22 protein-coding genes are annotated in these 24,593 nt (G+C 69.2%); 14 read left to right on the forward strand and 8 right to left on the reverse strand.

The genetic code is table 11. The annotated features are described in order from the left end of the window. Positions 1-20: 20 nt before the first annotated feature. The gene (locus tag JRI60_RS46050) at positions 21-1,709 is read left to right on the forward strand and encodes an amidohydrolase (protein WP_204222436.1); all 1,689 of its coding nucleotides are present in this window, start codon (positions 21-23) and stop codon (positions 1,707-1,709) included. A gap of 66 nt (positions 1,710-1,775) precedes the next feature. Here JRI60_RS46050 and JRI60_RS46055 read toward each other — a convergent pair whose 3' ends face one another. Further along, on the reverse strand, positions 1,776-3,830 hold the full coding sequence (locus JRI60_RS46055; RefSeq protein ID WP_204222437.1) for a hypothetical protein: 2,055 nt from the start codon (positions 3,828-3,830) through the stop codon (positions 1,776-1,778). A 59-nt stretch (positions 3,831-3,889) separates the two neighbouring features. Here JRI60_RS46055 and JRI60_RS46060 point away from each other — a divergent pair, with 59 nt between their 5' ends. After that, complete coding sequence (locus JRI60_RS46060; RefSeq protein ID WP_204222438.1) at positions 3,890-5,068, forward strand: DUF6068 family protein; 1,179 nt, start codon at positions 3,890-3,892, stop codon at positions 5,066-5,068. A 61-nt stretch (positions 5,069-5,129) separates the two neighbouring features. On the opposite strand, the gene JRI60_RS46065 is transcribed toward JRI60_RS46060, so the two are convergent. Then, the gene (locus JRI60_RS46065) at positions 5,130-6,443 is read right to left on the reverse strand and encodes a neprosin family prolyl endopeptidase (protein ID WP_204222439.1); all 1,314 of its coding nucleotides are present in this window, start codon (positions 6,441-6,443) and stop codon (positions 5,130-5,132) included. Positions 6,444-6,469: 26 nt separating this feature from the next. After that, positions 6,470-6,847: a hypothetical protein gene (locus JRI60_RS46070; RefSeq protein WP_204222440.1), complete on the reverse strand. Its 378-nt coding sequence runs from the start codon at positions 6,845-6,847 to the stop codon at positions 6,470-6,472. 208 nt (positions 6,848-7,055) lie between these two features. On the opposite strand from JRI60_RS46070, the gene JRI60_RS46075 reads away from it, so the two are divergent. The 10 genes from JRI60_RS46075 to JRI60_RS46120 are packed head-to-tail and all read left to right on the forward strand — an operon-like array spanning position 7,056 to position 14,612. Then, the gene (locus JRI60_RS46075) at positions 7,056-8,225 is read left to right on the forward strand and encodes a hypothetical protein (RefSeq protein ID WP_204222441.1); all 1,170 of its coding nucleotides are present in this window, start codon (positions 7,056-7,058) and stop codon (positions 8,223-8,225) included. Further along, positions 8,222-8,794: a hypothetical protein gene (locus JRI60_RS46080; protein WP_204222442.1), complete on the forward strand. Its 573-nt coding sequence runs from the start codon at positions 8,222-8,224 to the stop codon at positions 8,792-8,794. Before JRI60_RS46075 ends, JRI60_RS46080 begins: the two co-directional genes overlap by 4 nt. Before the next feature lie 24 nt (positions 8,795-8,818). Next, positions 8,819-9,739 carry a hypothetical protein gene (locus JRI60_RS46085; RefSeq protein WP_204222443.1) on the forward strand — a complete coding sequence of 307 codons (921 nt, stop codon included), beginning with the start codon at positions 8,819-8,821 and terminating at the stop codon, positions 9,737-9,739. A gap of 27 nt (positions 9,740-9,766) precedes the next feature. Beyond that, positions 9,767-10,228: a hypothetical protein gene (locus tag JRI60_RS46090; protein WP_204222444.1), complete on the forward strand. Its 462-nt coding sequence runs from the start codon at positions 9,767-9,769 to the stop codon at positions 10,226-10,228. A gap of 51 nt (positions 10,229-10,279) precedes the next feature. Continuing rightward, complete coding sequence (locus tag JRI60_RS46095) at positions 10,280-10,858, forward strand: hypothetical protein (protein ID WP_204222445.1); 579 nt, start codon at positions 10,280-10,282, stop codon at positions 10,856-10,858. Positions 10,859-10,878: 20 nt separating this feature from the next. Beyond that, a complete protein-coding gene (locus tag JRI60_RS46100; RefSeq protein ID WP_204222446.1) occupies positions 10,879-11,484 on the forward strand; it encodes a hypothetical protein in 606 nt (201 codons plus the stop codon). A gap of 3 nt (positions 11,485-11,487) precedes the next feature. After that, the gene (locus tag JRI60_RS46105; RefSeq protein ID WP_204222447.1) at positions 11,488-12,255 is read left to right on the forward strand and encodes a hypothetical protein; all 768 of its coding nucleotides are present in this window, start codon (positions 11,488-11,490) and stop codon (positions 12,253-12,255) included. A gap of 48 nt (positions 12,256-12,303) precedes the next feature. After that, the gene (locus tag JRI60_RS46110) at positions 12,304-13,017 is read left to right on the forward strand and encodes a hypothetical protein (protein WP_204222448.1); all 714 of its coding nucleotides are present in this window, start codon (positions 12,304-12,306) and stop codon (positions 13,015-13,017) included. Further along, the gene (locus JRI60_RS46115; protein WP_204222449.1) at positions 13,014-13,967 is read left to right on the forward strand and encodes a hypothetical protein; all 954 of its coding nucleotides are present in this window, start codon (positions 13,014-13,016) and stop codon (positions 13,965-13,967) included. The genes JRI60_RS46110 and JRI60_RS46115 overlap by 4 nt, the downstream gene beginning before the upstream one ends. 6 nt (positions 13,968-13,973) lie before the next feature. After that, positions 13,974-14,612: a PASTA domain-containing protein gene (locus tag JRI60_RS46120; RefSeq protein ID WP_204222450.1), complete on the forward strand. Its 639-nt coding sequence runs from the start codon at positions 13,974-13,976 to the stop codon at positions 14,610-14,612. 44 nt (positions 14,613-14,656) lie between these two features. On the opposite strand, the gene JRI60_RS46125 is transcribed toward JRI60_RS46120, so the two are convergent. From JRI60_RS46125 to JRI60_RS46140, 4 genes are all read right to left on the reverse strand, one after another. Continuing rightward, positions 14,657-15,097, reverse strand: coding sequence for an organic hydroperoxide resistance protein (locus JRI60_RS46125; protein ID WP_204222451.1), 441 nt, complete (start codon positions 15,095-15,097; stop codon positions 14,657-14,659). A 111-nt stretch (positions 15,098-15,208) separates the two neighbouring features. Then, a complete protein-coding gene (locus tag JRI60_RS46130; protein WP_204222452.1) occupies positions 15,209-16,417 on the reverse strand; it encodes a vWA domain-containing protein in 1,209 nt (402 codons plus the stop codon). Positions 16,418-16,430: 13 nt separating this feature from the next. After that, positions 16,431-17,273 (reverse strand): AAA family ATPase, encoded by an 843-nt coding sequence (locus tag JRI60_RS46135; RefSeq protein ID WP_204222453.1) that lies wholly within the window; start codon positions 17,271-17,273, stop codon positions 16,431-16,433. A gap of 46 nt (positions 17,274-17,319) precedes the next feature. Then, entirely contained in the window at positions 17,320-17,856 is a 537-nt protein-coding gene (locus JRI60_RS46140; protein ID WP_204222454.1) for a hypothetical protein, read from the reverse strand. Between the two features lie 221 nt (positions 17,857-18,077). On the opposite strand from JRI60_RS46140, the gene JRI60_RS46145 reads away from it, so the two are divergent. Further along, positions 18,078-19,067, forward strand: a complete 990-nt coding sequence (locus JRI60_RS46145; RefSeq protein ID WP_204222455.1) for an endonuclease/exonuclease/phosphatase family protein — start codon at positions 18,078-18,080, stop codon at positions 19,065-19,067. A 129-nt stretch (positions 19,068-19,196) separates the two neighbouring features. Then, on the forward strand, positions 19,197-20,765 hold the full coding sequence (locus JRI60_RS46150; protein ID WP_239470116.1) for a sensor histidine kinase: 1,569 nt from the start codon (positions 19,197-19,199) through the stop codon (positions 20,763-20,765). A gap of 75 nt (positions 20,766-20,840) precedes the next feature. Here JRI60_RS46150 and agmC read toward each other — a convergent pair whose 3' ends face one another. Beyond that, a complete protein-coding gene (gene agmC / locus JRI60_RS46155; RefSeq protein WP_204222456.1) occupies positions 20,841-24,590 on the reverse strand; it encodes an adventurous gliding motility protein AgmC in 3,750 nt (1,249 codons plus the stop codon). Positions 24,591-24,593: the final 3 nt, after the last annotated feature.

Consider the following 24,593-nt stretch of genomic DNA (forward strand, 5'->3'; position numbering starts at 1 on the left):
GGCTCTTCGAAGGGTGTGCGATGCACGGTTTGAAGTCCCTCCTTGGCTCGATGCTCCTCCTGGTGTGCGCGGCCGGTTGTGCCCGGCGTGCTCCAGAGACACAGCAAGCCCCCTCCTCTTCCACCACCACCGTCTATGTGGCGCGGCGTGTGCGGACGCTCGATGCGGAGCGACCGATCGCCGAAGCGCTCTCCGTGCGCGCGGGGAAGGTGCTCGCGGTGGGCACGAAGGCCGAGGTGCTCGCCTCGGCGGGAGGGGACGCGCGGGTGGTGGACCTCGGGGACGCGACCGTGGTGCCCGGCCTCACCGACGCGCACGGGCACCTGTCGGGCCTCGGCCGCTCCCTGGCCGGGGTTCGGCTGGAGGGAACGACCTCGCGCGAGGAGATCCTCTCGCGCGTGGCAGCGGCGCCTACCACGGCATGGTTGGGCGACTGGCTGATCGGCCAGGGGTGGGACCAGAACGACTGGCCGGAGAAGAGCTTCCCCGGCCGGGCCGAGCTGGACGCGAAGCTGCCGAAGACGCCCGTGGCGCTGGAGCGCATCGACGGTCACGCGCTGTGGGTGAACGGCGAGGCGCTCCGGCGGGCGAAAATCACGAAGGACACACCGGACCCGGCGGGCGGGCGCATCCTGCGGGGCCCGGACGGCGAGCCCACGGGCATCCTGGTGGACAACGCGATGGGCCTGGTGGACGCGGTGCTGCCGCCGCCCACGGATGAACAGCTGGAGGCGCAGCTGGCCGCGGCGCTCGCGCGCTGCGCCGAGGTGGGACTGACGGGGGCGCATGACGCGGGCATGGACCTGCGCACCTTCCGCCTGCTGCAGCGCTGGGACAAGGAAGGGAAGCTGCCGCTGCGCGTCTACGCGATGGCGGACGGCCAGGGGCCGAACCGCGAGACCTACCTGCGCGAGGGTCCCTTCCAGGGCCGGATGCTGACGCTGCGGGCGGTGAAGCTGAGCCTGGACGGAGCGCTGGGGAGCCGGGGCGCGGCGTTGCACGCGCCGTACAGCGACGAGCCGAGCCACCGCGGGCTGCTGCTGCTGACGCCCGAGGAGTACGAGGCACGGGTACGGGCCTTCATGGCGCGCGGCTTCCAGGTGGCCACGCACGCGATTGGTGACCGGGCGAACACGCTGGTGCTGGACACGCTGCTGCGCTCGGCCGAGGCCACGGGGACGCTGAATGGGCGGCACCGGGTGGAGCACGCGCAGGTGCTGCGGCCGGAGGACATCTCGCGGCTGGGCCAGAGTGGCTTCATCGCGAGCATGCAGCCCACGCACGCGACGAGCGACATGCCCTGGGCGGAGACGCGCGTGGGCCCCAAGCGCATCCAGGGCGCGTACGCGTGGAGGAAGCTGAAGGAGTCGGGAGCGCCGCTGGCGTTCGGCAGTGACTTCCCGGTGGAGCGGCCGGATCCGCTGCTGGGGCTGTACGCGGCGCGCACGCGGCAGGACGCGGAGGGCCAGCCCGCGAACGGGTGGTACCCCGCGCAGCGGCTGAGCGGCGAGGAGGCGCTGGAGGGCTTCACGGTGGGCGCGGCCTACGCGGCGTTCGCCGAGAACGAGCGGGGCCGGTTGAAGCCGGGCCAGGACGCGGATTTCGTCGCGTTCTCGGTGGACCCGGTGGACGCGCCCCCGGCGGAGCTGCTGAAGGCGCAGGTGAAGCTCACGGTGGTGGCGGGCGCAGAGGTCCACAAGGCGCCGTAGCTCACGCGAGGGGGCCGGGGAGCGGGACGACCCTCACCCTGGCCCTCTCCCAGGGGGAGAGGGGATTCACTTGTCCTTGCCACGCCCCTTGGGCTTCTTGTCGGTGCCGGGCGTGCCCAGGTCCGCGGTGAAGGCCAGCGCCTGGATCTTCCGGTCCACCTCCTCCTGTGCCTCGCGCTTCTCGCGCTCCACGCTCTCCAGCTCGCGGGCAATGGCCTCCAGCCGGTCCTCCTGCTCGCTCAGCTTCGTCACGAAGCGCTCGGAGAGCTCCCGCTGCGAGGCCCCGCTCTTCAGCGAGTCGATGTTCGCCCGGATGCGCTCCTGGTCCTTGAAGAGCTTCGTCCGCTCGTCGTTCAGCTTCCGCTCCTGCCTGTCCAGTGCCACCATGCGGTCGCGGATGGCGACGACCTCGCGCACGCCCTGGGCCACCCGCTCGTCGATGTAGCCCGACTCGAGGAAGAAGCGCACCTCCTCCAGCCCCGTGTTCGAGAAGTACCAGGTGCGCTGTCCCGTCGTGCGCTCGGTGATGGTGAGCTCCTCGCTGGCCGAGGCCCCCAGCTCCAGCTTGAAGCGCCAGAAGTTGTCCGTCGTCTCGGCGGGCTCCGGCGAGTCCTTCAGCTCCCAGCCCGTGCGCGGGTGCTCCAGGTACAGCGTCTGCGCCCGCTTCGCCTTGTTGCGCACCGTGTAGAGCGTGCGCCGCAGGTGGTAGAACTCCACCAGCAGCACCCCGTGGCTCACCACCGCGCGGAACACCGGCCCCTCCTCCGTCCGGTCCTCCTGCGACACCACGCACCCCAGCTCCACCGCGTACGGCACGAAGCGCTTGTCGTCCGGCTTCATCGTGTCGAGCATCGCCTCGCCCACGTAGGTGTCCCCCTCCGTCACCGTCACCGGCCCGCCCTCCAGCGTCAGCCCCGTGGTGTTCTTCAGCTCGATGCACGCCATGGGGTTCTTCTCGCGCGTGGCGCGGTTGTAGAGCAGCACCCGCCTGCCCTCGAAGGGCCGGTGCAGGATGGGCACCAGCGCGCTCTGGTTGCGGTGCACCGTCACCGGATGGTCCACCCGGTACTCGAAGAGGTCCCCCACCTCCTTCGTCAGCGTCTTCACCGCCGCGCTGCGCTCCATGGCCTCGCGCCGGGCTGGCCCTCCCCGTCCTCCCACCGCCCCGAAGGTCTTCATCATGGGCGCGGCGGCCATCCCGGGCGCGGGCGCCGGGGGCATGGGCGGTTCCATCGCCATGTCCGCCGACACCTCGGCCAACACCTCCTCCTCCATCCCCCCGTACCCCTCCTCGGGGATGACGGGCGCCGCGGCCGCCTCGGTGCGCACCTCCACCACCGGCCGCCGCATGTAGCGCGGGTTGTACAGGTCGTGCACGAAGGACACCGGCAGCCCCGCGATGAGCGCCAGGTCCACGTCCACCCAGTCCTCGTCCCCCGTGTTGTCCACCACCGCCCAGCCCTGCAGCAGCGGCGGGCGCTCGGCCTCCAGGAGGATGCGGTAGCTCGTCTTCCACACCGGCGCTTCCAGCACGTACGAGACGAACAGCTCCCGATCCCCCTCCCCCGCGGTGAGCACCGACAGCCGCTTGGTGTCCTTCTTGTACGAGGACAGCACCGTGGCCAGGTAGAACTCGAGGTCCTTGCGCACCGTGTCGTCCAGGAACGTCAGCTCCGCCACGTCCAGCAGGTCGAAGCTGCGCAGCGACGCGCCCACCAGCAGCGTCAGGAAGGGCCGGTGCACCGCCGCCTTGCCCTCGACCACCGGCAGGGACTCCAGCCCCACGATGACCCCCTCCACCTGCTGCTCCTTACCCACCCGCACGCGCACCCGCGCGCCCTTGATCTGCCCCAGCAGCGCGGTGAGGCTGCCCGACTCCGGTATCCGGATGGTGGCCTCCTGCAGCAGCTGCTCCAGCGGCTTGGTGGAGTCGTAGCTCACCGCCGACACCGAGCCGCCCGACAGGTCCAGCACCGTCATCGACTTCAGGACGTCGTTCATGTCCCGCGCCTTGAAGTCGAAGTGGAGCGTGTCGCTGCCGCTCACCCTCCCCCGGCGCTCGAAATAGCCGACTCCATGCTTGTAGAGGACGACGCGGCGGATGGGCAGGGAGGGAGGCATGTGCGCGCGGCTCCAGCGAATGGTGGGACTGAATACACTCCCGGTGTATCAAGTCTCACATGCAAATGCGCCACTCCCCACGTCCCCTGGCCGCGCTGCTGAGCGCGGCGGCACTGTCCTTCCTCCCGGGCTGCGAGAGCACGAAGTCGAGCGGCCCTTCTCCCACCGACACCCAGCAGCCCGCCCCCATGAGCACGGACACCGCGTCCTGGCGGAACGCCCGCGTGGGCGACCGGGTCACCTACACCTTCTCCGCCAACCAGGGCGCCGGGCAACACGGAGGCGCGCGCGCCCTCTCCGGCCAGGCGACGCTGGAGGTGGTGGCCGTGCAGCAGCCCTGGGTCTGGGTGCGCCTGGCCTTCGAGGATGCGGCGGGCAAGCCGCTGGCCCAGGCGAAGCTCGCCCAGGAGCTCATCATCCCCGTGCGCGCGGACACGACGCGCCCGCTCGACGTGCCCCACCGGGGCGAGGCCACCGCCGAGAAGCCCTCCACCGCCGGCCTGACCTGGGAGGCCGTGCGCTACGTCGAGGACTCGCGCCCCGTGGACGGTCCCCTGCAGACGCGCGTGTACGCCAACGAGCCGGGCCCGCTGTACCTCACCCATGGCCTGCTCGAGGCGAGCACCGAGCTCGCCGGCTTCCGCACCCCGGGCGGCTTCCAGCTGAAGCTGCGCGAGTTCCGTGAGGGCGAGGCCGGCGCCAAGGCCACTCCTCCCTCGCTGGAGCGGCCCCTGGGCCCCGGCGCGTACTACGACCGGCGCGTGGAGGTGGGCCCGTCGCCCAGCGTGCAGCGCGTGTGCTTCGGCGCCGAGCGCGGCTTCATCCTGCGCACCGAGGGCCCCGTCGACACCAGCACCGCGCCCTGCTCCGACTTCTCCCAGGCCGATCCGCAGCCGCTCGAGGAGGCGCTGCTGGGCCTGCCCTGGGATGCGCTGACCTCCGAGTGGCCTCCGGCGTCCGCCGCGGCCGCCGCCCCTGGGAAGTTCACCGTGGAGGGCCGTGACGTGCCCGCCCTCACCGCGCAGAACACCGAGAACGTGGAGGGTGTCCAGCGCGTCTTCTCGGAGACCTACGCGGCCGATCCCTGGGCCCCCGCGCTCGCGGGCCTGCCCCATGAGGCGCGCTTCCAGCCGCTCTCCAGCGGCACCGAGCGCGTGGCCGCCGGAGGCAAGCGCGAGCCCGAGGGCGGCACGCGGCTCGTCCGCTGGGGCACCTGGGCGGAGGGAAGCCAGAAGTAACCCTCGCACCCGGCGTGGGCGGGATGAGCCGGAGCCGGCCATCCCGCCCGCGACCTGCTGACTACGTGCAGTTGGTGTTGTAGCCGGGGCCGCCGAAGAAGAAGTACCGGCCCCACCCGTTGGCGGTCGAATCCAGGAACAGGGAGATGTCGTAGCAGCCGGCCCAGTCACGCGTGCCGGTGACCGCCCCCGTCTGGTAGACGCTGTTGGTGTCGATGTACTGGATGCGCCGCTGGTAGGCCGCCTGCTGCCAGCCCGCCGAGGGGTAGGCGCCGCTGCCCATGTCCGTGGCGGTGTGGCGGCCGCCGTTGCGCTTGTCGATGATCTCCCCGCCGAAGTCCACGTTGGCGGCCGCGTCGCTGATGCCGTTGGCGTCGAAGAGCGAGCGCGGGTAGTAGCCCACCCAGGTCGTGCCCACGCGCAGCCACCAGTTCCCGGTGGGGCCGTCCTTGTACCACTCGAGCTTCTGCTCGTACTGGGTGCCGCCCGTGGTGCTGTACGAGCCGAACTTGCCGCCGATGACGACGGAGGTGTCGGTCTGCACGAAGGCCGAGCAGCTCAGGTTGTAGCAGCCCGTCGTGTAGCCATCCGGCGTGTAGTAGATGAACAGGCGGGAGTTGTTGTCACCGTAGAGCTGGTTGTAGAGCTGGATTCCCGTCTCCACCGTCTCCAGGTTGGTGCCCGAGCCGCGCGTCACCCAGATCTGCGACAGGCTGAACTCGCTGGTCAGCTCGACGTAGGGGTTCCACAGGTTGAGGGTGCTCGTGGCGCCGCGGTTGGCCACGATCTGGTAGGCGTGCGCGTACTGGTGCAGGGCGGTGGGACCCGCGGCGGGCGGCTCGATGGCCGAGGGAGGCCGGGGATCGGCGCCACCGGGAACCTTGCGGAAGACGTCCTCCAGGCGCTCGAACCGCTTCATGTCATCCAGGGTGAAGCGCAGCACGGGGATGGAGCCCTCGGGGCAGTGCTGCACCGCGCCGAACGCGTCGACGCCGTCCGTGAGACCCTGGTGGGGATTGAGACCCCGGGCACCGAAGGTGTCCACGGGCTCCCCCACGGGAGCGGTGCGAGGCGCCTTCTCGATGGCCTGCTTCTCCATCCCCTGGCGGCGCAGGCCCGGCTGGGCCTCCAGGCGCACGCAATCGATGTCATCTCCCACCGCGCTGCGGAAGCGGTGCACCACGTCCTGGGGCGAGTAACGCCCATCGAGGTAGCGCTGCATCCGCCCCAGCTCCGCGGCGTCCGGACCCTTGCGAGCCAGCGCTCCCTCCTGGGTGCGCGTCTGCTCGGCCGGAGCCTCCCCCGCCGTGTCGGGCATACCGCACCCGGCCAGGGCCATCAGGGACAACACACCCATTCCAAACTTTCCAGTCATTGTCTTCCTCCTGTTTCCCAAAAAGCTCACTTGCAATCGGTAGGGCAGTTGCAAGGGTTTTCACCCTCGCGGCACTCGCCGTCGCCACATCGCGCGCAGACGAAACGCCCGCCCTTCGAGACGAGACACTGGCCCGGCCGCGCGGCGGATTCATAGGCATCCAACCGCGTCAGTCCGGAGCAGCATGACGGCGAGGACTCGCCGCGCCCGGTGGCCCGCTGTTCCTCATAGGCAGAGGAGCCCTGCCCTTCTCCCAGGCAGCTCCCCGTCTGGGCTCCGGAGTCGGTTCGCACGGCCTGCTCGGCGGCGCGCTCCTCGTCCCGAATCACCCCGGCCGAGCCCGCCGATGGCTGGCAACCCGCCAGCAACATGACAATGAGCCCGATACCGCACCATGCCTTCATCTGATCTCCCCCCTCTGGCCGTCCACACCGGCCTCCGCTGATTTCCCTCTCATACCACAGTTCATCCAGAATTGAAGTAGGAATCCGAAAATCCTGAATTCCCTACGCGGCACGTGGGTGAGGCCCGTGAAAACAACCAGGAGAGTCATTGACGTACAGTGTTGAGAGCATCACACTGCCCGAGTAGCCAGACACTCAGGGGGGACGTTTGGATTTCGCCGCGCAACAGGCATTGATGGAGCCACTGGGCAAACCGCCGCCCTTCTCGAGGAACGAAGGGGAGGCACGGCTGGTGGTGCGCTCCATCGGCACCGCGGGAGCCGGGATGGTGCGGACGCTGAAGCACATCCTGCCCTACCCGGAGTCACAGGTCGCGGCCCTCCTCTACCAGGCGCCCTCGGAGCTCGTCGTGGGCCTGCCGCGCCCGGTGGCGGAAGCCATGAGCCGGATGCTGCGCGACACCGGTCTGGAATCCGACGTCCTCGACGCCCGCGAGTCCTTCGACCCGGGCCTGGGCGACCACGAGGTGGCGCTCGTCGTCCACCAGGTCGAGCACATGGGCTCCATCATCCAGGAGCTCGTCTCCGTGCTCGGGCTGGACGTGACCACGGCCCGGAAGATGGCGTGTGCCTCGCCCGCCATCCTGCTCGGGCGCATCTCGTCCGCCACGGTCGAGGCCCTGCGCAAGCGCTTCGCGCCGTGGGGCGCCGAGCTGGACGCCTCGAAGCCGCGCGAGGCGCTGTTCGATCTGTTCATCGTCGAGGGCGCGGCGGCCACCCGGGCGGCGGTGCAGCGCGCCCTGCGGGACGCGGGCGTGCCGCTGACCGAGGACAAGGAGCACTCCAGCAAGGCCCTGGTCGCGATGGGGTTGGATGCGCCCAGGGCTCACGCCATCTGGGAGCGGCTGCAGCGGACCGGCACCTCGCTGCGGTTGATCAACCGTGACTTCCAGCGCTTCGAGGTGGTGCTCGAGCAGGCACGGCCCTCCTCGGCCCTGACCGACTTCCTCCACCGCGGCGCGGGCATTCCACCGGCGGTCGTGCCGAAGCTGCTCGAGCGGCGGCCCATCGTCACCCACCACAACATTCCCCACGCGGCGCTCGGGCCCTGCCTGGAGGAGTTCGCCCGGCTCGACTGCCAGGTGACGGCGCGGCTGTTGAGCTTCCAGACCTTCTCCCTCGAGCTCACCGAGGTCCGCGACATGGCGGCCACCCTGCTCACGCTGCGCGTGGTGGCGGACCTGGATGATGCACGGGCCCGGTCGTTGCTACAGGCCCTGCCGGCCCGGATCGAGGGCCCCTTCACACCCCTGCACGCGCGCTGGTTGCAGTACGAGCTGAAGAGGATTGGGACCACCGCCCGGCTGGTGCTGCGATGAACGCCCCGCGCCCCACGCCTCCGGCCCACCTCGGCATCGCCGAGCAGGGAAAGCTCCATGCGCTGCGTGGGGAGTACGAGGTGGCGCTGCTGCACTACCGCGAGGCCATGCGCCAGGCCGTGCGGCGGAACGACCCGGAGGTCTTCTTCCGGCACTACCTGGAGTGCGCCATCGAGGCGTTGGAGCAGAGCGGCTCCTGGCCCGAGGTCCTCGACTACTGCGACCGGGCCCTGGCCCATTACCGCGACCATCCTCCGCCCGACGACATGGCGCGAAGGGACCTGGCGAGCATCCACCAGCGACGCGGCGTGGTCCTGCTCAAGTCCGGGAAGCGTGACGCCGCCCGGGAAGCCCTGCGTGCCGCCCTGGCGGCCCTGCCCACGGGCCAGACGCTTCCGCTGACCAGTCAGCTCCTCCGCTGGCTGGACAGCGGTTACCACCTCGACCCCGACCGCATCACCGCCGAGCAGAGGCGTTGGAGCTACTTCTCGGTGCGGACCGGCCAGGTCGATGCCCGCATCGCCACGCCACTGCCACCGGGACATCCCGGTCTCTCCCCTCGCACCTGACGAAGTCCAGGAAAGGACTCCCACATGTTGGAAGACAGGCTCCAGAACATGTCCCCGGGCGAGGTGCTGCAAGACGCCCCCATCAGCCAGCTCATCGAGAAGCTCAGCCTCGCCATCGCGGACGCGCAGCTGCGGCTCGACAGCAACAGCATCAGCATCACGTGGATGCTCGGGAACACGACGGTCGACATCCGGGATGCCAGCGGCAAGGCCCAGAGCCGGAGTCTGCTCGAGCTGGGCTTCACCCCGTCCTTCTATCACTTCGAGCGAGTGGTCCTCGAAGTGAAGATGCAGATCGCCATGAAGGTGGAGGAGAGCACCGGGGCGCGTCTGGACTTCAATCTGGGCACGAACACCGCCAGGAATCAGGGCGGCACGGGTAACACCGGTGGCACGGCGCCTGGCGGCAATCAGGCCTCTCAGCCTGGAGGCAATCAAGCTCCTCCATCCGGAGGTAATCAGACCTCCACTCCTGGCGGCGGGCAGGCCTCCCCTCCTGGCGGTGCTCCAGGCTCTCAGCCCGCTGGCAAGCCCACGGCTCCGACCGCACCCGGAACACCAGCCTCGTCAACGACTGGTGGCTCTGGTGCTCCCGCCTCCGGTGCCCCTGCTTCTGGCGCTCCTGCCTCCGGTGCTCCTGCCTCCGGTAACCCGCAGCCCTCCAGCAGTTCCCCCGCCCCGAACACGAGCCAGGGCCAGCCGCAGAGGGAAGCCGTTCCGTTCGGCATCTCCGTCAGCCTCGAATACAGCCGCAAGTACAACTACGACGTGAGCGGCTCCTCCTCGGTCACGGCGACCCTGGTATCGGTGCCCGCGCCGACGGCCTTCCTCGAGGCCGTCAAGATCGCCACGGGCACGGGCGGCTCGTCCGGCGCTCCCCCGCCCCCGGGTGGAGGTACCCCCAACGACCCGTCCGGCCCCTCCGGCGGCCCTTCCGGTCCCTGAAACCGCCAGCCCTGACCGGAGCTCCCAATGGCCGACATCAACACCCTCATGCAGCAATCACCGCTGCCCGAGATGCTCGAGCGGCTGGGCGTGGCCATCGCCAATGCCCAGTACGCCATCGACAAGAAGTCCCTCCAGATCGCCCAGCTCATGGCGGACACCGAGAACGGTCTCCAGCTCGGCCCGGACGGAGAGAAGCGGAGCCTGCTCGAGCTCGGCTTCACCCCGACCTTCTATCACCTCTCCGAGGCCACCATCGATGCCCGGGTCGCCTTCAGCATCGGCCAGTCCTCGGAGTTCTCCGTGGGCGCCAGCGTGGGCGTGAACATCTACTTCTTCGCCGCCTCGGTGAACGCCAGCTACACGGCGAAGTACTCCTTCGACGCCAGCGCCTCGAGCGCCATCCGGGCCCGCTTCGTCTCCGTCCCACCGCCCACGGTGCTGGCCGATCTCCTGCGCTCCACGTTCACCCGAAAGACGGGCGGATAGCCCCCATCCCCGCAGTCCCTCTCAACGCAGCATCCCAAGGAGGATTCCGACATGGCCATTGGCCACGAACTGCTCAACGTGCCCATGGGCGACATGATTCGCCAGATGGCTTTCGCGATCGCGGATGCTCAGCTGGATCTGGATGAGTCCAGCGCCCGCGTCGCCGAGATGATGAGTGGCTACCGCGTCCTGCGAGACGCGGATGGCAACCTGGTGGACGCCACCGGCAAGGCCAGCGCCACGCCCGTGTACGTCGACACCCGCGTCACCTTCGGCCGCGATGCCGCCAACAAGCCCGAGAAGCTCAGCATGATGGAGCTGGGCTTCACCCCGACCTTCTATCAGTTCATCGAGACGGTCATCGAGGTGAAGATCGCCATCCGCGTCACCCGCGAGCGGGCCTACGACACGAAGGAGCAGACCAAGAGCAACCAGTACCGGCTGCGCAGCTCCAACGGTCTGAAGGTCACCACCACCACCGTCGACGCCTCCTACTCGTCCAAGTACGGCTACAGCGCCGAGGGCTCCAGCCTGCTGCGCACCAAGCTGGTCCCCGTGCCGCCTCCTCCCGTCCTGGAGGAGCGCATCCGGCGCATGTTCGAGCAGAACGACAAGCCCCCCACCCCGTAGGCGTCCACTAGGAGCCCTTCATGCCCTTCCCAAGCAACGCCAGCATCGGCCAGCAACTCCTGGATGTGCCCTTCCCGGACATGATCAAGAGCATGGGTCTGGCCATCGCCCAGGCCCAGTTCGAGCTGGATCAGGTCGGTCTGCGCCTGGCCCAGATGATGTCCGGTCAGTACGAGATCGAGGAGCCGGATCCCCTCGACCCCGAGAAGACCAAGACCGTCCAGAAGGAGGCCTACATCACCTTCGACGGCAAGAAGCTCTCCATGCTCGAGCTGGGCTTCACCCCCACCTTCTACCAGTTCGTCGACACCATCATCGAGGTGAAGATCTCGATGAGCATGAGCTACGACCGCTCGTACAAGCGGTCGACGTCGAACACCAGGCTCAATGCCTCGACCAGCTTCTTCATCTTCGGTGGAGGCCTCAGCGCCAGCGTCTCCTCGGTGAGCGCCAGCTACGCCTCGCGCTACCAGTACAGCGCCGAGGGCTCCAGTCTGCTGCGCACCAAGCTGGTCCCCGTGCCGCCTCCGGCCGTGTTGGAGGAGCGCATCCGCCGCATCCTCGACCGGCAGAACAGCACCGAGGGCGGTGGTGGCGGCGGACCCTCGTCTCCTCCCGGGGGGTGAGCCATGACGTCCTACCTGAGCTGGCAGGATCTGCTGGACGACGAGCCGGCCGCGCCGCCGGCTCCAGCCGCTCCCGCTCCGGACACCGCGGCGGGCCAGGGGAACATCGCGTCTCCTCCGCCCCCGGTGCCCGAGGCACTGTCGCGGCTGCTCTCCGAGCGCGAGCAGCTCGAACGTCGTCTCAAGGGGCTCACCGGCCAGGGCGAGGCGGACCCGGAGGAGGAGCGCCGCCAGCGCTGCTTCCCGGTGCGCGCCCATACCAAGGAGAGCCGCATCGAGGAGCGGCAGTTCCAGCGGCGCGACGAGCACACGCGGATACTGGCCCGTCAGGCCCAGGAGCGCCATGTCATCGAGCGGCGTCAGGAGGCCGCGCGCCAGGAGGCGCGGGAGCAGGCCGTGGAGGAGCACCGGCAGCAACAGCGGTTGGAGTCGCTGTACGAGGCCTGGCGGCAGGAGCAGCAGGAGGAGGCGAAGCGCCTCGCCGAGGAGCGGGCCCGGCTCCAGGAGCGTTGGCAGGGAACGCGCCAACAGGCACTGCGGAACGCGGCCCTGGAGAAGCAGCGCCTCCAGAGCTGGCACGACGAGCGCAACGCTTCACTCGCCGCCAACCGCCTCCAGCGCGGCATCGAGCAGCGCCAGCAGCGTCAGGACGAGGAACGAGCCCTCGAGGAAGCCCGGGAGCGCCGGGCCCAGGCTCAACGAGAGCATCAGCAGGAGCTCCGCCGGGAGGAGCGCGCCCGGGAGCGGCAACAACACCGGGATACACGCTGAGCAGGCCATCATGATGGCCGCGAGACATTCATAGGGGACGCCATCCGCATGACGACCACCACCGCCCAGGACTTCATCGAGAATACGCTGGATGACTACCTCGTCAGCCTGGCCGAGGGCATCCAGGAAGCACAGCTCCAGCTCAATCGCATCCAGATCGCCGGGCCGGGGGGCCAGTCCCCCATCACCTACCATCTGCCGCGAGTCGACTTCGAGCTGAAGCTGACCTTCGAGATGACACAGGGCTCGCAGACGTCATCGACGGGCACGACGAAGATCGGCACCAGTTCCTCGAAGGGACCGGTGCTCGTCTTCAAGCCCGCGATTGCCCAACAGTCTGGCGGCCAGCAGGTGCAGGCCGAGGCCTTGAGCATCATCAAGGGCAGCTTCGTGGCCGTCCCCGCCAACGGTGGGCAGCCGCCGCCCGTGCTCCGGTGCTCGCTGGCCCGTGGCGCCGCTCCCGGCGAGACGCTCGTCACCGTCACGCTCCTCAATGCGATCGGCGAGCCCCAGTCCGGTGTCGAGGTGCAATTCAATATCGACCCGGAGCGCAGCGCGGCCCTGAGCGCGCCGGACGTGCCCCAGCTCAAGCTCCAGGCCGACACCCGGGTCCTCTACGGCGTGCGCGTCACCGACAGCAATGGACAGGCCCAGAACACGCTCCGGGTCAGCCCCAACGAGCCGGCCAAGGCCATCGTGGCCCTGGTCATCGACGCGATGGGACAGACCGAGACCGTCATCGCCCAGGGGGGAACGAAATGAGCCTCACCGTGAAGGCCGTGCTGTTCAGCCCGACGGGTGAGTCCGTGGTGGGCATCGAGGCGCAGGTCTGCATCTTCATGCTCAACGGCTCGGCCCAGGTCATCGGCACCGGAAAGACGGACGCCAAGGGCGCGTTGCTCATCACCACCAACTGGCAGGCCCCCAGCACCTACCAGCCCCGGCTGCAGCTCCTCGTCCGCCGCGGCACCGCCTTCGTCGAGCTCGCGGAGAACCTCCAGAGCTTCGCCAACGAGGCCGCCGACTTCGGCTCCCTGGCACTGCCCGCGCTCGTGGCGGGAGTCGTGCAGCCCATGGTGACCATCCCCCAGGGCGCCATTCCCGTGGTCAAGCCCACCCTCGGCACCGCCATCCCCACCGCCGCCACGATTCCCGTCACCTCGATTCCCGTCACCTCGATTCCCGTCACTTCGATTCCCGTCACTTCGATTCCCACCACCTCGACACCGCCGATACCGGCGCCCACCACCGAGACGTCACTGCAACAGGTGTTCGAGGGCACCGGGACCCAGGTCCAGCGAGCGCAGGATGCGCTGCGCACCAGCAACAGCAACTTCCGCCTGGGGAAGGTCTCCCTGCAACTCAAGGTGTTGCCGGGCACCACCGCGGGGAGCGTGGTGCTGCCAAAGCCAGACGACATCACCAAGGTCGGCAACCAGGGGCTGAGCCAGATCAACTTCGACCTCGAGAGCGTCGACAAGCCACAGCTCCCCATCCCGACGGCCACCGCCCAGCCCCTGCCGCTGCTCACCGGCTACACCGAGGTGCACGCGCGCAGGCTGCTCGCCGGGAACCAGTTGCAGCTCGAGGTGCTCCAGCAACTGGTGGATCGCGAAGAGGATGTCGGCCGCGTCATGTTGCAGAGACCCCCGGCGGGCACCCCCATGAAGCCCCGAACTCTCGTCACCATCGCCGTCGGAAGGAAGGGATAGCCCACCATGGCCACCCAGGACCCCAAGGATCTGCTCGATGCGCTGTCCGCCCCCGTGGGGGAGCTCATCGCCTCCGTCGGGCGCGGTGTCGCCGAGGCCCAACAGGAGATGGATGCGCAGACGCTCGCCACCATCCGCAGCATCTACGGCGAGTCGGGCAATACCGAGCTGCTCTCCACCCTGCGGCAGATTGGCTACCAGCCGACCTGGTACCACATCCCCGAGGTCACCGCGGAGATCAACGTGGCGATCTCCATCGTCGGTCAGGCCACCCAGCAGGCCCAGACCACCGGAGCCACCACCTCCACCGCCGGGAAACAGAAGCTCGCCGCGCGCCCACGTCTCTACGCGGCCCCCGTCGACGCCGGCTACAGCAACCGTTACGGCTATGACGTCAAGGCCGCCAGCGTGGTGAAGTTCCGCATCGTGCCGGTACCGCCCTCGGCCAACACGGAGAACCTCCGGGTGGTGCCCAACCTGCTCGGAAAGACCTTCGCCCAGGCCCGCACCGCCCTGGACACGCTGGGCATCACCTACCGCGTGGGTGGAGACACCGCTCCGGCCGACACGGCTTCGGTGAAGGCCCAGACACCGGCCGCCGGCGAGCTCATCCCGGGCTCCCGGGACCTCGAGCTCTCCTTCTGAAACACCGCGGCCCCGTCGGAGCGGGGCCGCGCCCCGGCCCGCGCTCAGGCCACTTCGGACGAGAGCTTCACCTCGATGTTGCCCTGGGTGGCCAGCGAGTACGGGCACACCTTGTGCGCCGCGTGCATCAGCTCGTCCGCCTCGGCCTGGGACACGCCCTCGATCTTGCCGTGGAGAGCCACCGCCAGACCGAAGCCGCCCGTCGGGGTCTTCCCGATGGTCGCCTTGGCCGTGATGTGGGCATCCTTGATCTGCTTCTTCATCTGCCCGGCCACCAGGCGCAGCGCTCCCTCGAAACACGCCGAATAGCCCGCCGCGAAGAGCTGCTCGGGATTGGTGGAGCCAGGAGCCTCGGGACCGCCCAGGGCCTTCGGCATGGTCAGCGCCATGTCGATCGTCCCATTGTCCGAGCGGACACGACCGTTGCGACCTCCGTGAGAGGTGGCGGTGGCGGTGTAGAGCGGCTGGATGGCGATGGGGGGCATGTCGAGGACTCCTCGGGACTGCGAGTGGAGCGCCCCTTCTAGCCCCCTCGCCCCCCGAACGCATGGCAATCCAGAGGCGCCCCGCTCCTCGATTGCCCAGGACACATCACTTCACCGGCGCCCGCGCACCATGCGCCCCTTCGTCAGGTGCGCCACCGCCTCGCCCAGTCCCTCCAGCGTCAGCGGGAACATGTCGAAGACGTTGTGCACCGCCTGGATGGTGTTGCCCCGCCACGTCTGCGGAGGCTCCGGGTTGAGCCAGGCGCTGCGCTCGAAGTGCCGGGCCAGCTCCATCAGCCACACCAGGCCCTCCTTGCCGTTCACCGTGTCGTAGCGGCCCTCCGAGTTCGTCCGCATCGCCAGCTCGTACGGCGCCATCAACGCGTCACCCACCACCACCAGCTTGAAGTGGCGCCCCACCTGCCCCAGCAGATCCGGCACGCTGAGGCCTCCCACCAGGTACGGCGAGTCGAACACGCGCCCGTACACGCAGTTGTGGAAGTAGTACGTGCGCAGCTCCTTGAAGTGCGTGGCCTGCTTCGCCACCGAGAACAGCCGGCTCACCAGGTGCGCGTACGGGTCCATGGAGCCACCCACGTCCATCAGCAGCACCACGCGCGTGTTCGGCCGGCGCGGCGGGCGCGTCACCACCTCCAGCTCGCCCGCGTTCTTCGCCGTGGAGGCGATGGTGCCCTCCACGTCCAGCTCGTCCGGTGCGCCCTCGCGCGCGAAGGCCCGCAGCTTGCGCAGCGCCACCGCCATCTGCCGCGTGTCCAGCACCACGTCGCCCCGGTACCCCTGGTACCTGCGCGCCCCGGCCATCTTCATCGCCATGCGGCCACCGCCGCCCTCGGCCCCCTCACCCCCCACCCGGAAGCCCTCGCGTGGCTCCCCCGAGTGCCCGAAGGGTGACGCGCCTCCCGTGCCAATCCACCGCGTGCCGCCGTCGTGCCGCTCGCGCTGATCCTCCAACCGCTCCTGGAAGAGCCGCTCCAGCTCCTCCACGTCGAAGTGCTCCAGCAGCGCCCGCTCCTCGGGGGTGAGCTCGCGCCGCTCGCGCGCCTCCTTCAGCCAATCGAGCAGCTCGTCCTTGAGCTTCTGCCCCGCGCCCTCCATGCCCTTGAAGTGAGCCAGGAAGGCCTGGTCGAACGCATCCAGGTGCGTCTCCGCGTGCACCAGCAGCGCACGCGCCACGTGGTAGAAGCCATCCAGCGAGCTGTCGTGCAGCCCCGCCTTCAGTGCCCCCGCCAGCGCGAGCGCCTCCTGCGCGCCCACCGGTACCCCACGCCGCCGCAACTCGAAGAGGAAGGGCAGGAACATGGCTCGCTCCCCGTCAGGCCTTCGTCCGGCGGCCCCGCCCGAAGGCCTCCGCCACCGCCAGCAGGTCCTGCTCACGCTTCAGCAGCGCTCCCAGGAAGGGCAGGTTGTCCTCCAGCTTCACGTCCGTCACGCCGTTGGCCTTGAGCACGGCGATCCAATCCACCAGCTCGCTCGTGCTCGGACGCTTGCGCAGCCGTGAGAAGCCGCGCAGCTCGTAGAAGATCTTCAGCGCCTGCTCCGTCAGCGACACGTCCAGCCCCGGGTGGTGCACCGCCACGATGCGGCGCATCAGCTCCTGGTCCGGGAAGTCGATGAAGTGGAAGACGCACCGGCGCAGGAAGGCGTCCGGCAGCTCCTTCTCGTTGTTGCTGGTGATGATGACCACCGGGCGCTGCGTGGCCACCACCTCCTCGTTCGTCTCCGTGATGCGGAAGCGCATCCGGTCCAGCTCGTGGAGCAGGTCGTTGGGGAACTCCAGGTCCGCCTTGTCCACCTCGTCGATGAGCAGCACCACGCGCTCACGGGAGGCGAAGGCCTCGCCCAGCGGGCCCATGCGGATGTAGCGGCGGATGTCGCGCACGTCCCCGTCGTTGAAGCGCGAGTCGTACAGGCGCTGCACGGTGTCGTAGACGTACAGGCCGTCCTGGGCGCGCGTGGTGCTCTTCACATGCCAGGTGAGCAGGCGCAGGCCCAGGCTCTCGGCGACGGCCTCGGCCAGCAGCGTCTTGCCGGTGCCGGGCTCGCCGCGCACCAGCAGCGGACGCTGGAGCGTCAGCGCGCAGTTGACGGCGGCCTGGAGGCCCTCGCTGGAGAGGTAGGTATCGGTTCCACGGAAACGGGAAGGAGAGGACGTCATGCCCTCTCCTTTTAACACCGACCCGCCCCCGCTGCCTGCCCGTCCGCTAGTTGTTGGCGGAGTTATTCACCAGCACCGACGAGTCCACGTCGAGGCGGCGCCCGGAGAAGCTCAGCGTGGCATCACAACCCGGGGTGCAGCCGGTGCCGTTGCAGGAGAAGCTCAGCGCGAGCGTGCCCTCCACGGTGTCGCCCAGCTCCTCGAAGGTGTAGGTGGCCCGCGAGGTCCGGTTGGGGTTGTTCTGCGTCCGCTCGACGGTGAAGGTCGGCTTCTTGTCGTCACCGGTGCTCACGATGGCGTCGCCCTGGATGAGCACCTGGGAGCTGCCGAGCTGGTAGTTGATGTTACCCACCTGCAGGTACTTCCGGTCCTCCACCCCGTCCCAGATGATCCACTGGCCGACATCGACCACGTTGGTCGTCCTGTCCGAGGGCGCCGCGCCCGAGGTGTAGCAGGCGTCGGGGACGATATCCAACGGCGACCGGTCGATGGCCACGCGGTAGTACTTCGGCTGCTCACCACAGCCCAGCAGACCTCCCGCCACCACGGCCGTCACCACATACAGCGTCGAACGCAGGTTCATGCTCTTCCTCTTGGGATGGGGCGGGGAGGACCCCGCGCCGGATTCAAGGCCCGCCGCCAGGCAGGGGGCGGTCCGCACGTCTCCGGGGGGAGCGAGCAACCCCGGAGGCGGCGCCATACCCCCGCCCCGGGGCCGCGCGCAAGGTCGGGGGTGCTCCCACTGGGAGATGGGAGGCAATAGTTTCCCCGTACTTCCCGCTTCCGCACGGCAAACGAGCGAGCATGGCCGACACGCCTCTACGCATCGTCAGCTACAACGTCCGCTACTTCGGACATGCCCTGCGCGGGCTCGCCAGCACGCTGGGGCCCAAGCGCCGGGTCGCCGCGGCATTCGCCGCGCTCGACCCCCTGCCGGACATCATCTGCCTGCAGGAGGTGGAGACGCAGTCGTTCCGCAGCAGCGTCGCCCACCGGCGCGCCCGCCCCGACGAGACGCAGCTCGAGGCCTTCATGGGGCGCATGGAGGAGACGTTCGCCAACCTGCGCCGGCCCATGCCCTACGAGGCCTTCTACTTCCGCGCCCACCACTACAAGCTGGGCGAGTTCTCGCTCTACACCACCGGGCTGGCCATCCTCGTCAACGTCCAACGCTTCGCGGTGGACATCCACAACGTGGACGCGCCCCACCACATCACCCACCACCACGTGCGGATGCTGCGCGAGCGCAAGCAGAGCCGCATCTGCGCGCACATGCGCCTGCTGCGCCGGGAGGACGGCCTCCCGCTCCACGTCTTCAACACCCACCTGAGCCTGCCCACCCCCTTCTCCCGCGCCTTCTGGGCCACCCGGGAGAAGATGGGCAACGGCATCAACCAGCTCCACGAGGCACGCGCCCTGGCCCAGTTGGTGCGGGCCAGAGCGGCCGGAGAACCCTTCCTCGTCTGCGGGGACTTCAACTCGCCCCCCGCCTCGCCCGTCTTCCACTACCTGTGTGACGAGGCCTGTTTCACCGATGCCCAGGTGGCGGTGGGGCAGATCGATCCCCAGCTCTCCCGCGGCTTCCCCACCGCCGGCTTCATGCACATGCGCATGCACCTGGACCACATCTTCTCCGGCGGAGGGGTGCGCTGGTTGGACACCGACGAGACGTGCCCCTTTGGAGATCCACACAGCCGCTTCCACGGCCTGTCGGACCACATGCCCCTCATCGCGCGCTTCCAGCTCCAGCCGCCCACCACGCACGCCGAGGTGTCCCCTCCCGCGCCGATCTGAGCCATCGGCCGCCCGCTCCCCCTCCATGCCAGGACGCGGCCTTCCGAGACGCTGCCCGGAGGTACTCACGGCTCCGTGTCTCCATCGCCAACCTGTAGTCTCTAGAGGAGGATCCGCGTGGTGGGAGGGATGTCCAGCAACGACTTCAGGGAGTTGATGGACGCCATGGCGGACCCGCTCGTGGCCTGCGATGGGGGCGAGCACGTCCTCTACCTGAACCCCGCCGCCGAGCGCCTGCTCGGCTGGAAGCTGTCGGAGCTGGTGGGACAGCCCTTCGACCGCCTCCTCCCCCCGCGTCTGCGGGCCTTCGATGGCCAATCCTTCCTGCGCTACCTGCTGGGCCGGCGGCGCGCGCTGAGCGGACGACCCGTCCGCACGTCCCTGCTGTGTCGGGGCGGGCCGGAGATGGAGCTGGAGGTGACGGTGGGCAGCTCCGGCGGAGGCGGTGGGGAGCGCATCTCCCTGGTGCTGCGGCGCCCACCCGAGTTCCCCGACTACACCCAGGAGCCGATGGAGCGATTGTCCTCCGTGGCACACACGCGCATGGTGAGCCCGGTCTCCGCCGGGGAGCGCGCCTACCAGCTCGTCTTCGAGAACGCTCCGCTGGGCCTCTTCCACTTCGACACCACGCCCACCCTGCTCGCGTGCAACGACTACTTCGTGCGCATCATGGGCTCATCCAAGCGGATGCTCATCGGGCTGAACCTGCTCAGCCTCCAGAACGAGACGGTCATGTCCTGCGTGCGCGACGTGCTCGCCGGGCGCCATGCGTACTTCGAGGGGGACTACCGCGCCATCACCTCGGGCAAGGTCACCCCGGTGCGCGCCCACTTCGCCCCCTGCTTCAACGAGAAGGGAGAGGTGGAGGGCGGCGTGGGCATCATCGAGGACATCACCGAGCAACGGAGCGCGGAGGCCGAGCGCGGCCGCCTGCTGCGCGAGGCCCAGGAGGCCATCCGGGTGCGCGACGACTTCCTCACCATCGCCTCGCACGAGCTGAAGACGCCCCTCACCCCGCTGTCGCTGCGGCTGGCCAGCCTGGAGCGACGGCTGGAGCGCAAGGAGCCCGTGGACTCCACGCTGCTGCGCCATGCCCGCCAGCACCTGGTGCGGCTGGCGGCACTCATCAATGATCTGCTGGATGCCTCGCGCATCGAGGCCGGCCGGCTCGCGCTGCACTTCGAGCCCATGCGGCTGGACAGCATCATCGAGCGCGTGCTGGCCGGAATGGACGCCGAGCGCGGCCATCACCGCATCGACTACGCGCACCCGACCGAGCCGGTGCGCATCCGGGGGGACCCCTATCGGCTCGAGCAGGTCATCGCCAACCTGCTGGAGAACGCGCTCAAGTACAGCCCCGGGGACAGCACCGTGCGCGTGACATTGGACGTGCGTGGCGACTTCGCGCTGCTCTCCGTGACGGACGAGGGCATCGGGATACCGCACGACCAGCAGGAGCAGCTCTTCGAGCGCTACTTCCGCGCCCGGAACGTCTCCGTCACCTCCTATGGAGGGCTGGGACTGGGCCTCTACATCAGCCGCGACATCGTGGAGCGCCACGGCGGCCGCATCTGGGTGGAGAGCGAGCTCGGCCGGGGCTCCACCTTCCACGTGGCCCTCCCCCTGCTGTCCGCCGCCAACCCCACGCCGCCCGAACCCACGCACCCCACCACCGGCTCGCCCCAGCAGGTGCACTGAGCCACGAAAAAGGCCGGGCCCCGCCTCCCCGGTGAGGGAGGAGGGCCCGGCCCGAATCACGACACGGAGGCCGGGTTACCGGCGCCGGCGGCGGGCCAGCGCGAGGAACGTGCCCAGGCTCAACAGCACCAGCGAGGAGTCACCGCCGGTGGCCGAGCAGCCGCCGAAGCCATCACCCAGGAAGGCGATGTCCCCGGAGTCCGGGGTGGTGCCCTGGACGACGGTGAAGGTGCGGCCAGAGGACACCGGGCTCTCGTTGCCAGCCGGATCCGTGGTGCGGACCGTCACCGTGTGCGAGCCGGGCTCCAGCGGCACGGTCGGCGTGTAGCTCCAGTTGCCGGACGCATCCACCGGGGCGGTGCCCACCACCTGACCGTCGATGATGACGGTGATGGTGCTACCGGGCTCCCCCGTGCCGGAGATGGCCGGCGTGGTGGTCTCCACGGTCGCGCCGTCGGTCGGCGCGCTCACCACCGGAGCGGCGGGCGCCGTGGTGTCCACGGTCCAGGTGCGGGTGGCCGGCGTGGCGGACACGTTGCCCTGGGCATCACGGGCACGCACCTCGAAGGTGTGCGGGCCATCGGCCAGGTTGGAGAGCGGATGCGGGCTGGTGCACGGGACGAAGTCACCCGTGTTGTCCAGCCTGCACTCGTAGGACACGCCCGACTCCGACGAGCTGAAGCTGAACGACGCGCTCGAATCGCGGGTGACGCCCGACGGGCCCGAGGTGATGGAGATGTCCGGACCCGTGGTGTCCACCGTGAAGGTGTTGGTGTTGGACTCGACGCTGGGATTACCCGCCGCGTCCGTGGCCTGGGCCCTCACCGTGTGCTGGCCATCGTCCAGCGCCTTGTCGGCCGGTACCGTCACGCTCCACGCGCCCGAGTCGTTGGCCTTCACCTGCCCCACCACCTTCCCGTCCACGTAGACGGTGACGGTGCTGCCAGGCTCCGCGGTGCCCTCGAGCTTGGGCGTATGGGTGCTCACCGTCGTTCCGTTCGCGGGCGTCAGCACCACTGGCGCGGCGGGAGGAGTGGTGTCCACCGTGAAGGTGTTGGTGCTGGACTCGGGGCTGGGATTGCCCACCGCGTCCGTGGCCTGGGCCTTCACCGTGTGCTGACCGTCGTCCAGCGCCTTGTCGTCCGGCACCGTCATGCTCCACTCGCCCGAGGCGTTGGCCTTCACCTGCCCCACCACCTCACCATCCACGTAGATGGTGACGGTGCTGCCAGGTTCCGCGGTGCCCTTGAGCTCCGGCGTATGGGTGCCCACTGTCGCTCCGTTCGCGGGCGTCCGCACCTCCGGCGCGGGCGGAGGCGTGGAGTCCACGTAGAAGTTGCGCACCTCGGACGTGGGGCCGGTGTTGCCCGCCGCGTCCGTGGCCTGGGCCTGGACCGTGTGCCAGTCATCGAGCAGCGCGGTCTTCGGCGTGTAGCTCCACTTGCCATCCGCGTCCGCGTCGACGATGTCCACGGGGATGCCATCGAGGATGATCGTCACGCGGCTGTTCGCCTCGGCCGTACCGGTGATGAGCGGCGTGGGACCCTGGACGGTGGCGCCCTCGGTGGGCGTGAGCACCTCGGGAGCCACGGGCCTGGTGGTGTCCACGTAGAAGATGCGCGGCACGGGCGACACGGGGCTCTCGTTGCCCGCCGCGTCCCTGGCCCGGGTCTCCACCTGATTCTTGCCCTCGGGCAGCGGCGTCGTCGGCGTGTAGCTCCACTTGCCGTCCGCGTCCGCCTTCACCGGACCGTACTCCGTGCCATTGATGATGACCGTCACGTCCACACCGGGCTCCGCCGTGCCCGTGATCTCCGGCCGGGTCTCCTGCGTGTGGAGCCCCTCCGCGGGAGTGCTCACCGCCGGAGTCGCGGGCGCCGTCTTGTCCACCGTGAAGGTGGTGGTGTCGGACACGGGGCTGGTGTTGCCCGCGGCGTCCGTGGTCCGGGCCTCCACTGTGTGCGAGGTCTCGGACAGAGGCGTGGTGGGCACGTAGGTCCACTTGCCATCCGCGTCCGCCGTCACCGGGCCGTAGTCCTTGCCGTCGATGATGACCGTCACCTTGCCGCCGGGCTCCGCCGTACCTGAGATCTCCGGCTGGGTCTCCTTCGTGGAGGCACCATTCGCGGGCACGAGCACCGCCGGCTTCCCGGGCGGCGTCTTGTCCACGGTGAAGGCGTTGAGCGTGCTCCTGGCGCTCTGGACGCCCTGGTACTCCGTGACGGCCTCCACCGTATGGCGACCCTCGGAGAGGTCCTTGAGCAGGGGCAGGAGGTAGTCGCCATTGGCGTAGGGCGTCACCCGGAACTCGGAGCTGTCGACGTAGACCCCATCGATGATGATGAGCACCTTGAGCACCGTGACATCGGAGAAGGGCCCCGTGGCCTCGACGGGGACCTTGCCCTTGATGTCCGGCCGGACGCTGCGGGTGAAGGAACCATTGGCGGGTTCGGTCACGGAGGGAACCGGCGGCACGACGAACCTTCCGCTGAGCGTCTCACGGAGACCCGCGGAGCCAGGCTTCGCGCCGTACTGGGAATCCGAGGTGTTCGACTGCGTCCCGGGCGAGGCCTCGCTGACGCTGAAGGAGCAGGTATTGCTCTCCGCCTGGAACAGGATCCGCCCACCACCGCCACCTCCACCCGGGCCCATGAGCGCCGAGTTGGAGCTGCCACCGATACCCCCGTTGGCGGAGATGCCAGTGGCACCACAGGCGGCGGACCCGGCCAGGCGCAGGTAGATGCTGCCGCCCGCGCCACCACCACTGCCCGCGTCCTGCTCCGCGGTGTTGCCGGCGCCACCCGTCGCGCTGATGAATCCCGTCCCCGCGAGCTTGTTGGCACGAATGAAGATGGCACCACCACCCGCGCCGCCAGACCTGCCAGTCGAGGCATCCGCATGGCCCGCGCCACCGCCACCGCCGAACGTCAGGCGCTGGGCGAGTGAATACTGGAGCGCCGCGCCTCCCAGGCCGCCCACGGCACGTCCGTCGAAGGAGTAGCCACCCCTTCCGCCGGCCCCGCCGTTACCACCACCACCTCCACCGGACTTGTAGCAGACACCACCGCCACCACCGCTGGTCACGTTGCCGAGGCCGGTGTGCTCGTTGCCGTAACGCGCATCCACGAGGCCCTCGCCCTTGCGGGCTCCCCCGGGAAGCGGCTCGTCCGGCTTCGTGCAGTTGGTGTTCCCGACATCGTCATCGTTGGTCGTGCCCCCTCGGAACCCGGCGCCATTGGCGACGATGCTCCCATTGTTGGTCACCGTCCCCGTGGCCAGGAACGCGACGACACCTCCGGACTTTCCATCCCAGGGCTTCGCCGAGATGTTCCTGGCGGGGTTGATGGTGAGATCCGTGTACTCGGGCACCCGGATGACCTGGGTGATGTTCGACGGGTAGTCACGGATGAGGGGTGCCGTCAGGGTCAGCGTCGAGCCCACCACCGACTTCAGCCGCGCCAGTTCCCACAATCCCATCTGGAACTTCGTCCGGTCGTCGATGTCGATGGGGCCAACATTCCCCGTGGCGGCCTCCGGGGCGTCCGGCCTGAGACCCGTGGCCTGCAGGACCATCACCAGATCGCCCGGCAGGAAGCACCGGGTCGCACCGGTGCACACCCCCACCTCGACGGTGTCCTCGCCCTTCAACAGCGGCATCGTCACCTGGGCGTAGCTGTTGACGGGACCGCTGATCGTCACCGTGTGCACTTTGTCGTTCCCGGTGCCCAGACCGAACGTGTCCGGCTCGGCCAGCGCCGCCGTCGAGCCGAGGGCCAGCACGCAGAGCGCGGCCGCGAGCCAGGTCTTCATGAATGGATTGCTCATGAT

Source organism: Archangium violaceum (assembly GCF_016887565.1).
GTDB lineage: Bacteria > Myxococcota > Myxococcia > Myxococcales > Myxococcaceae > Archangium > Archangium violaceum_B.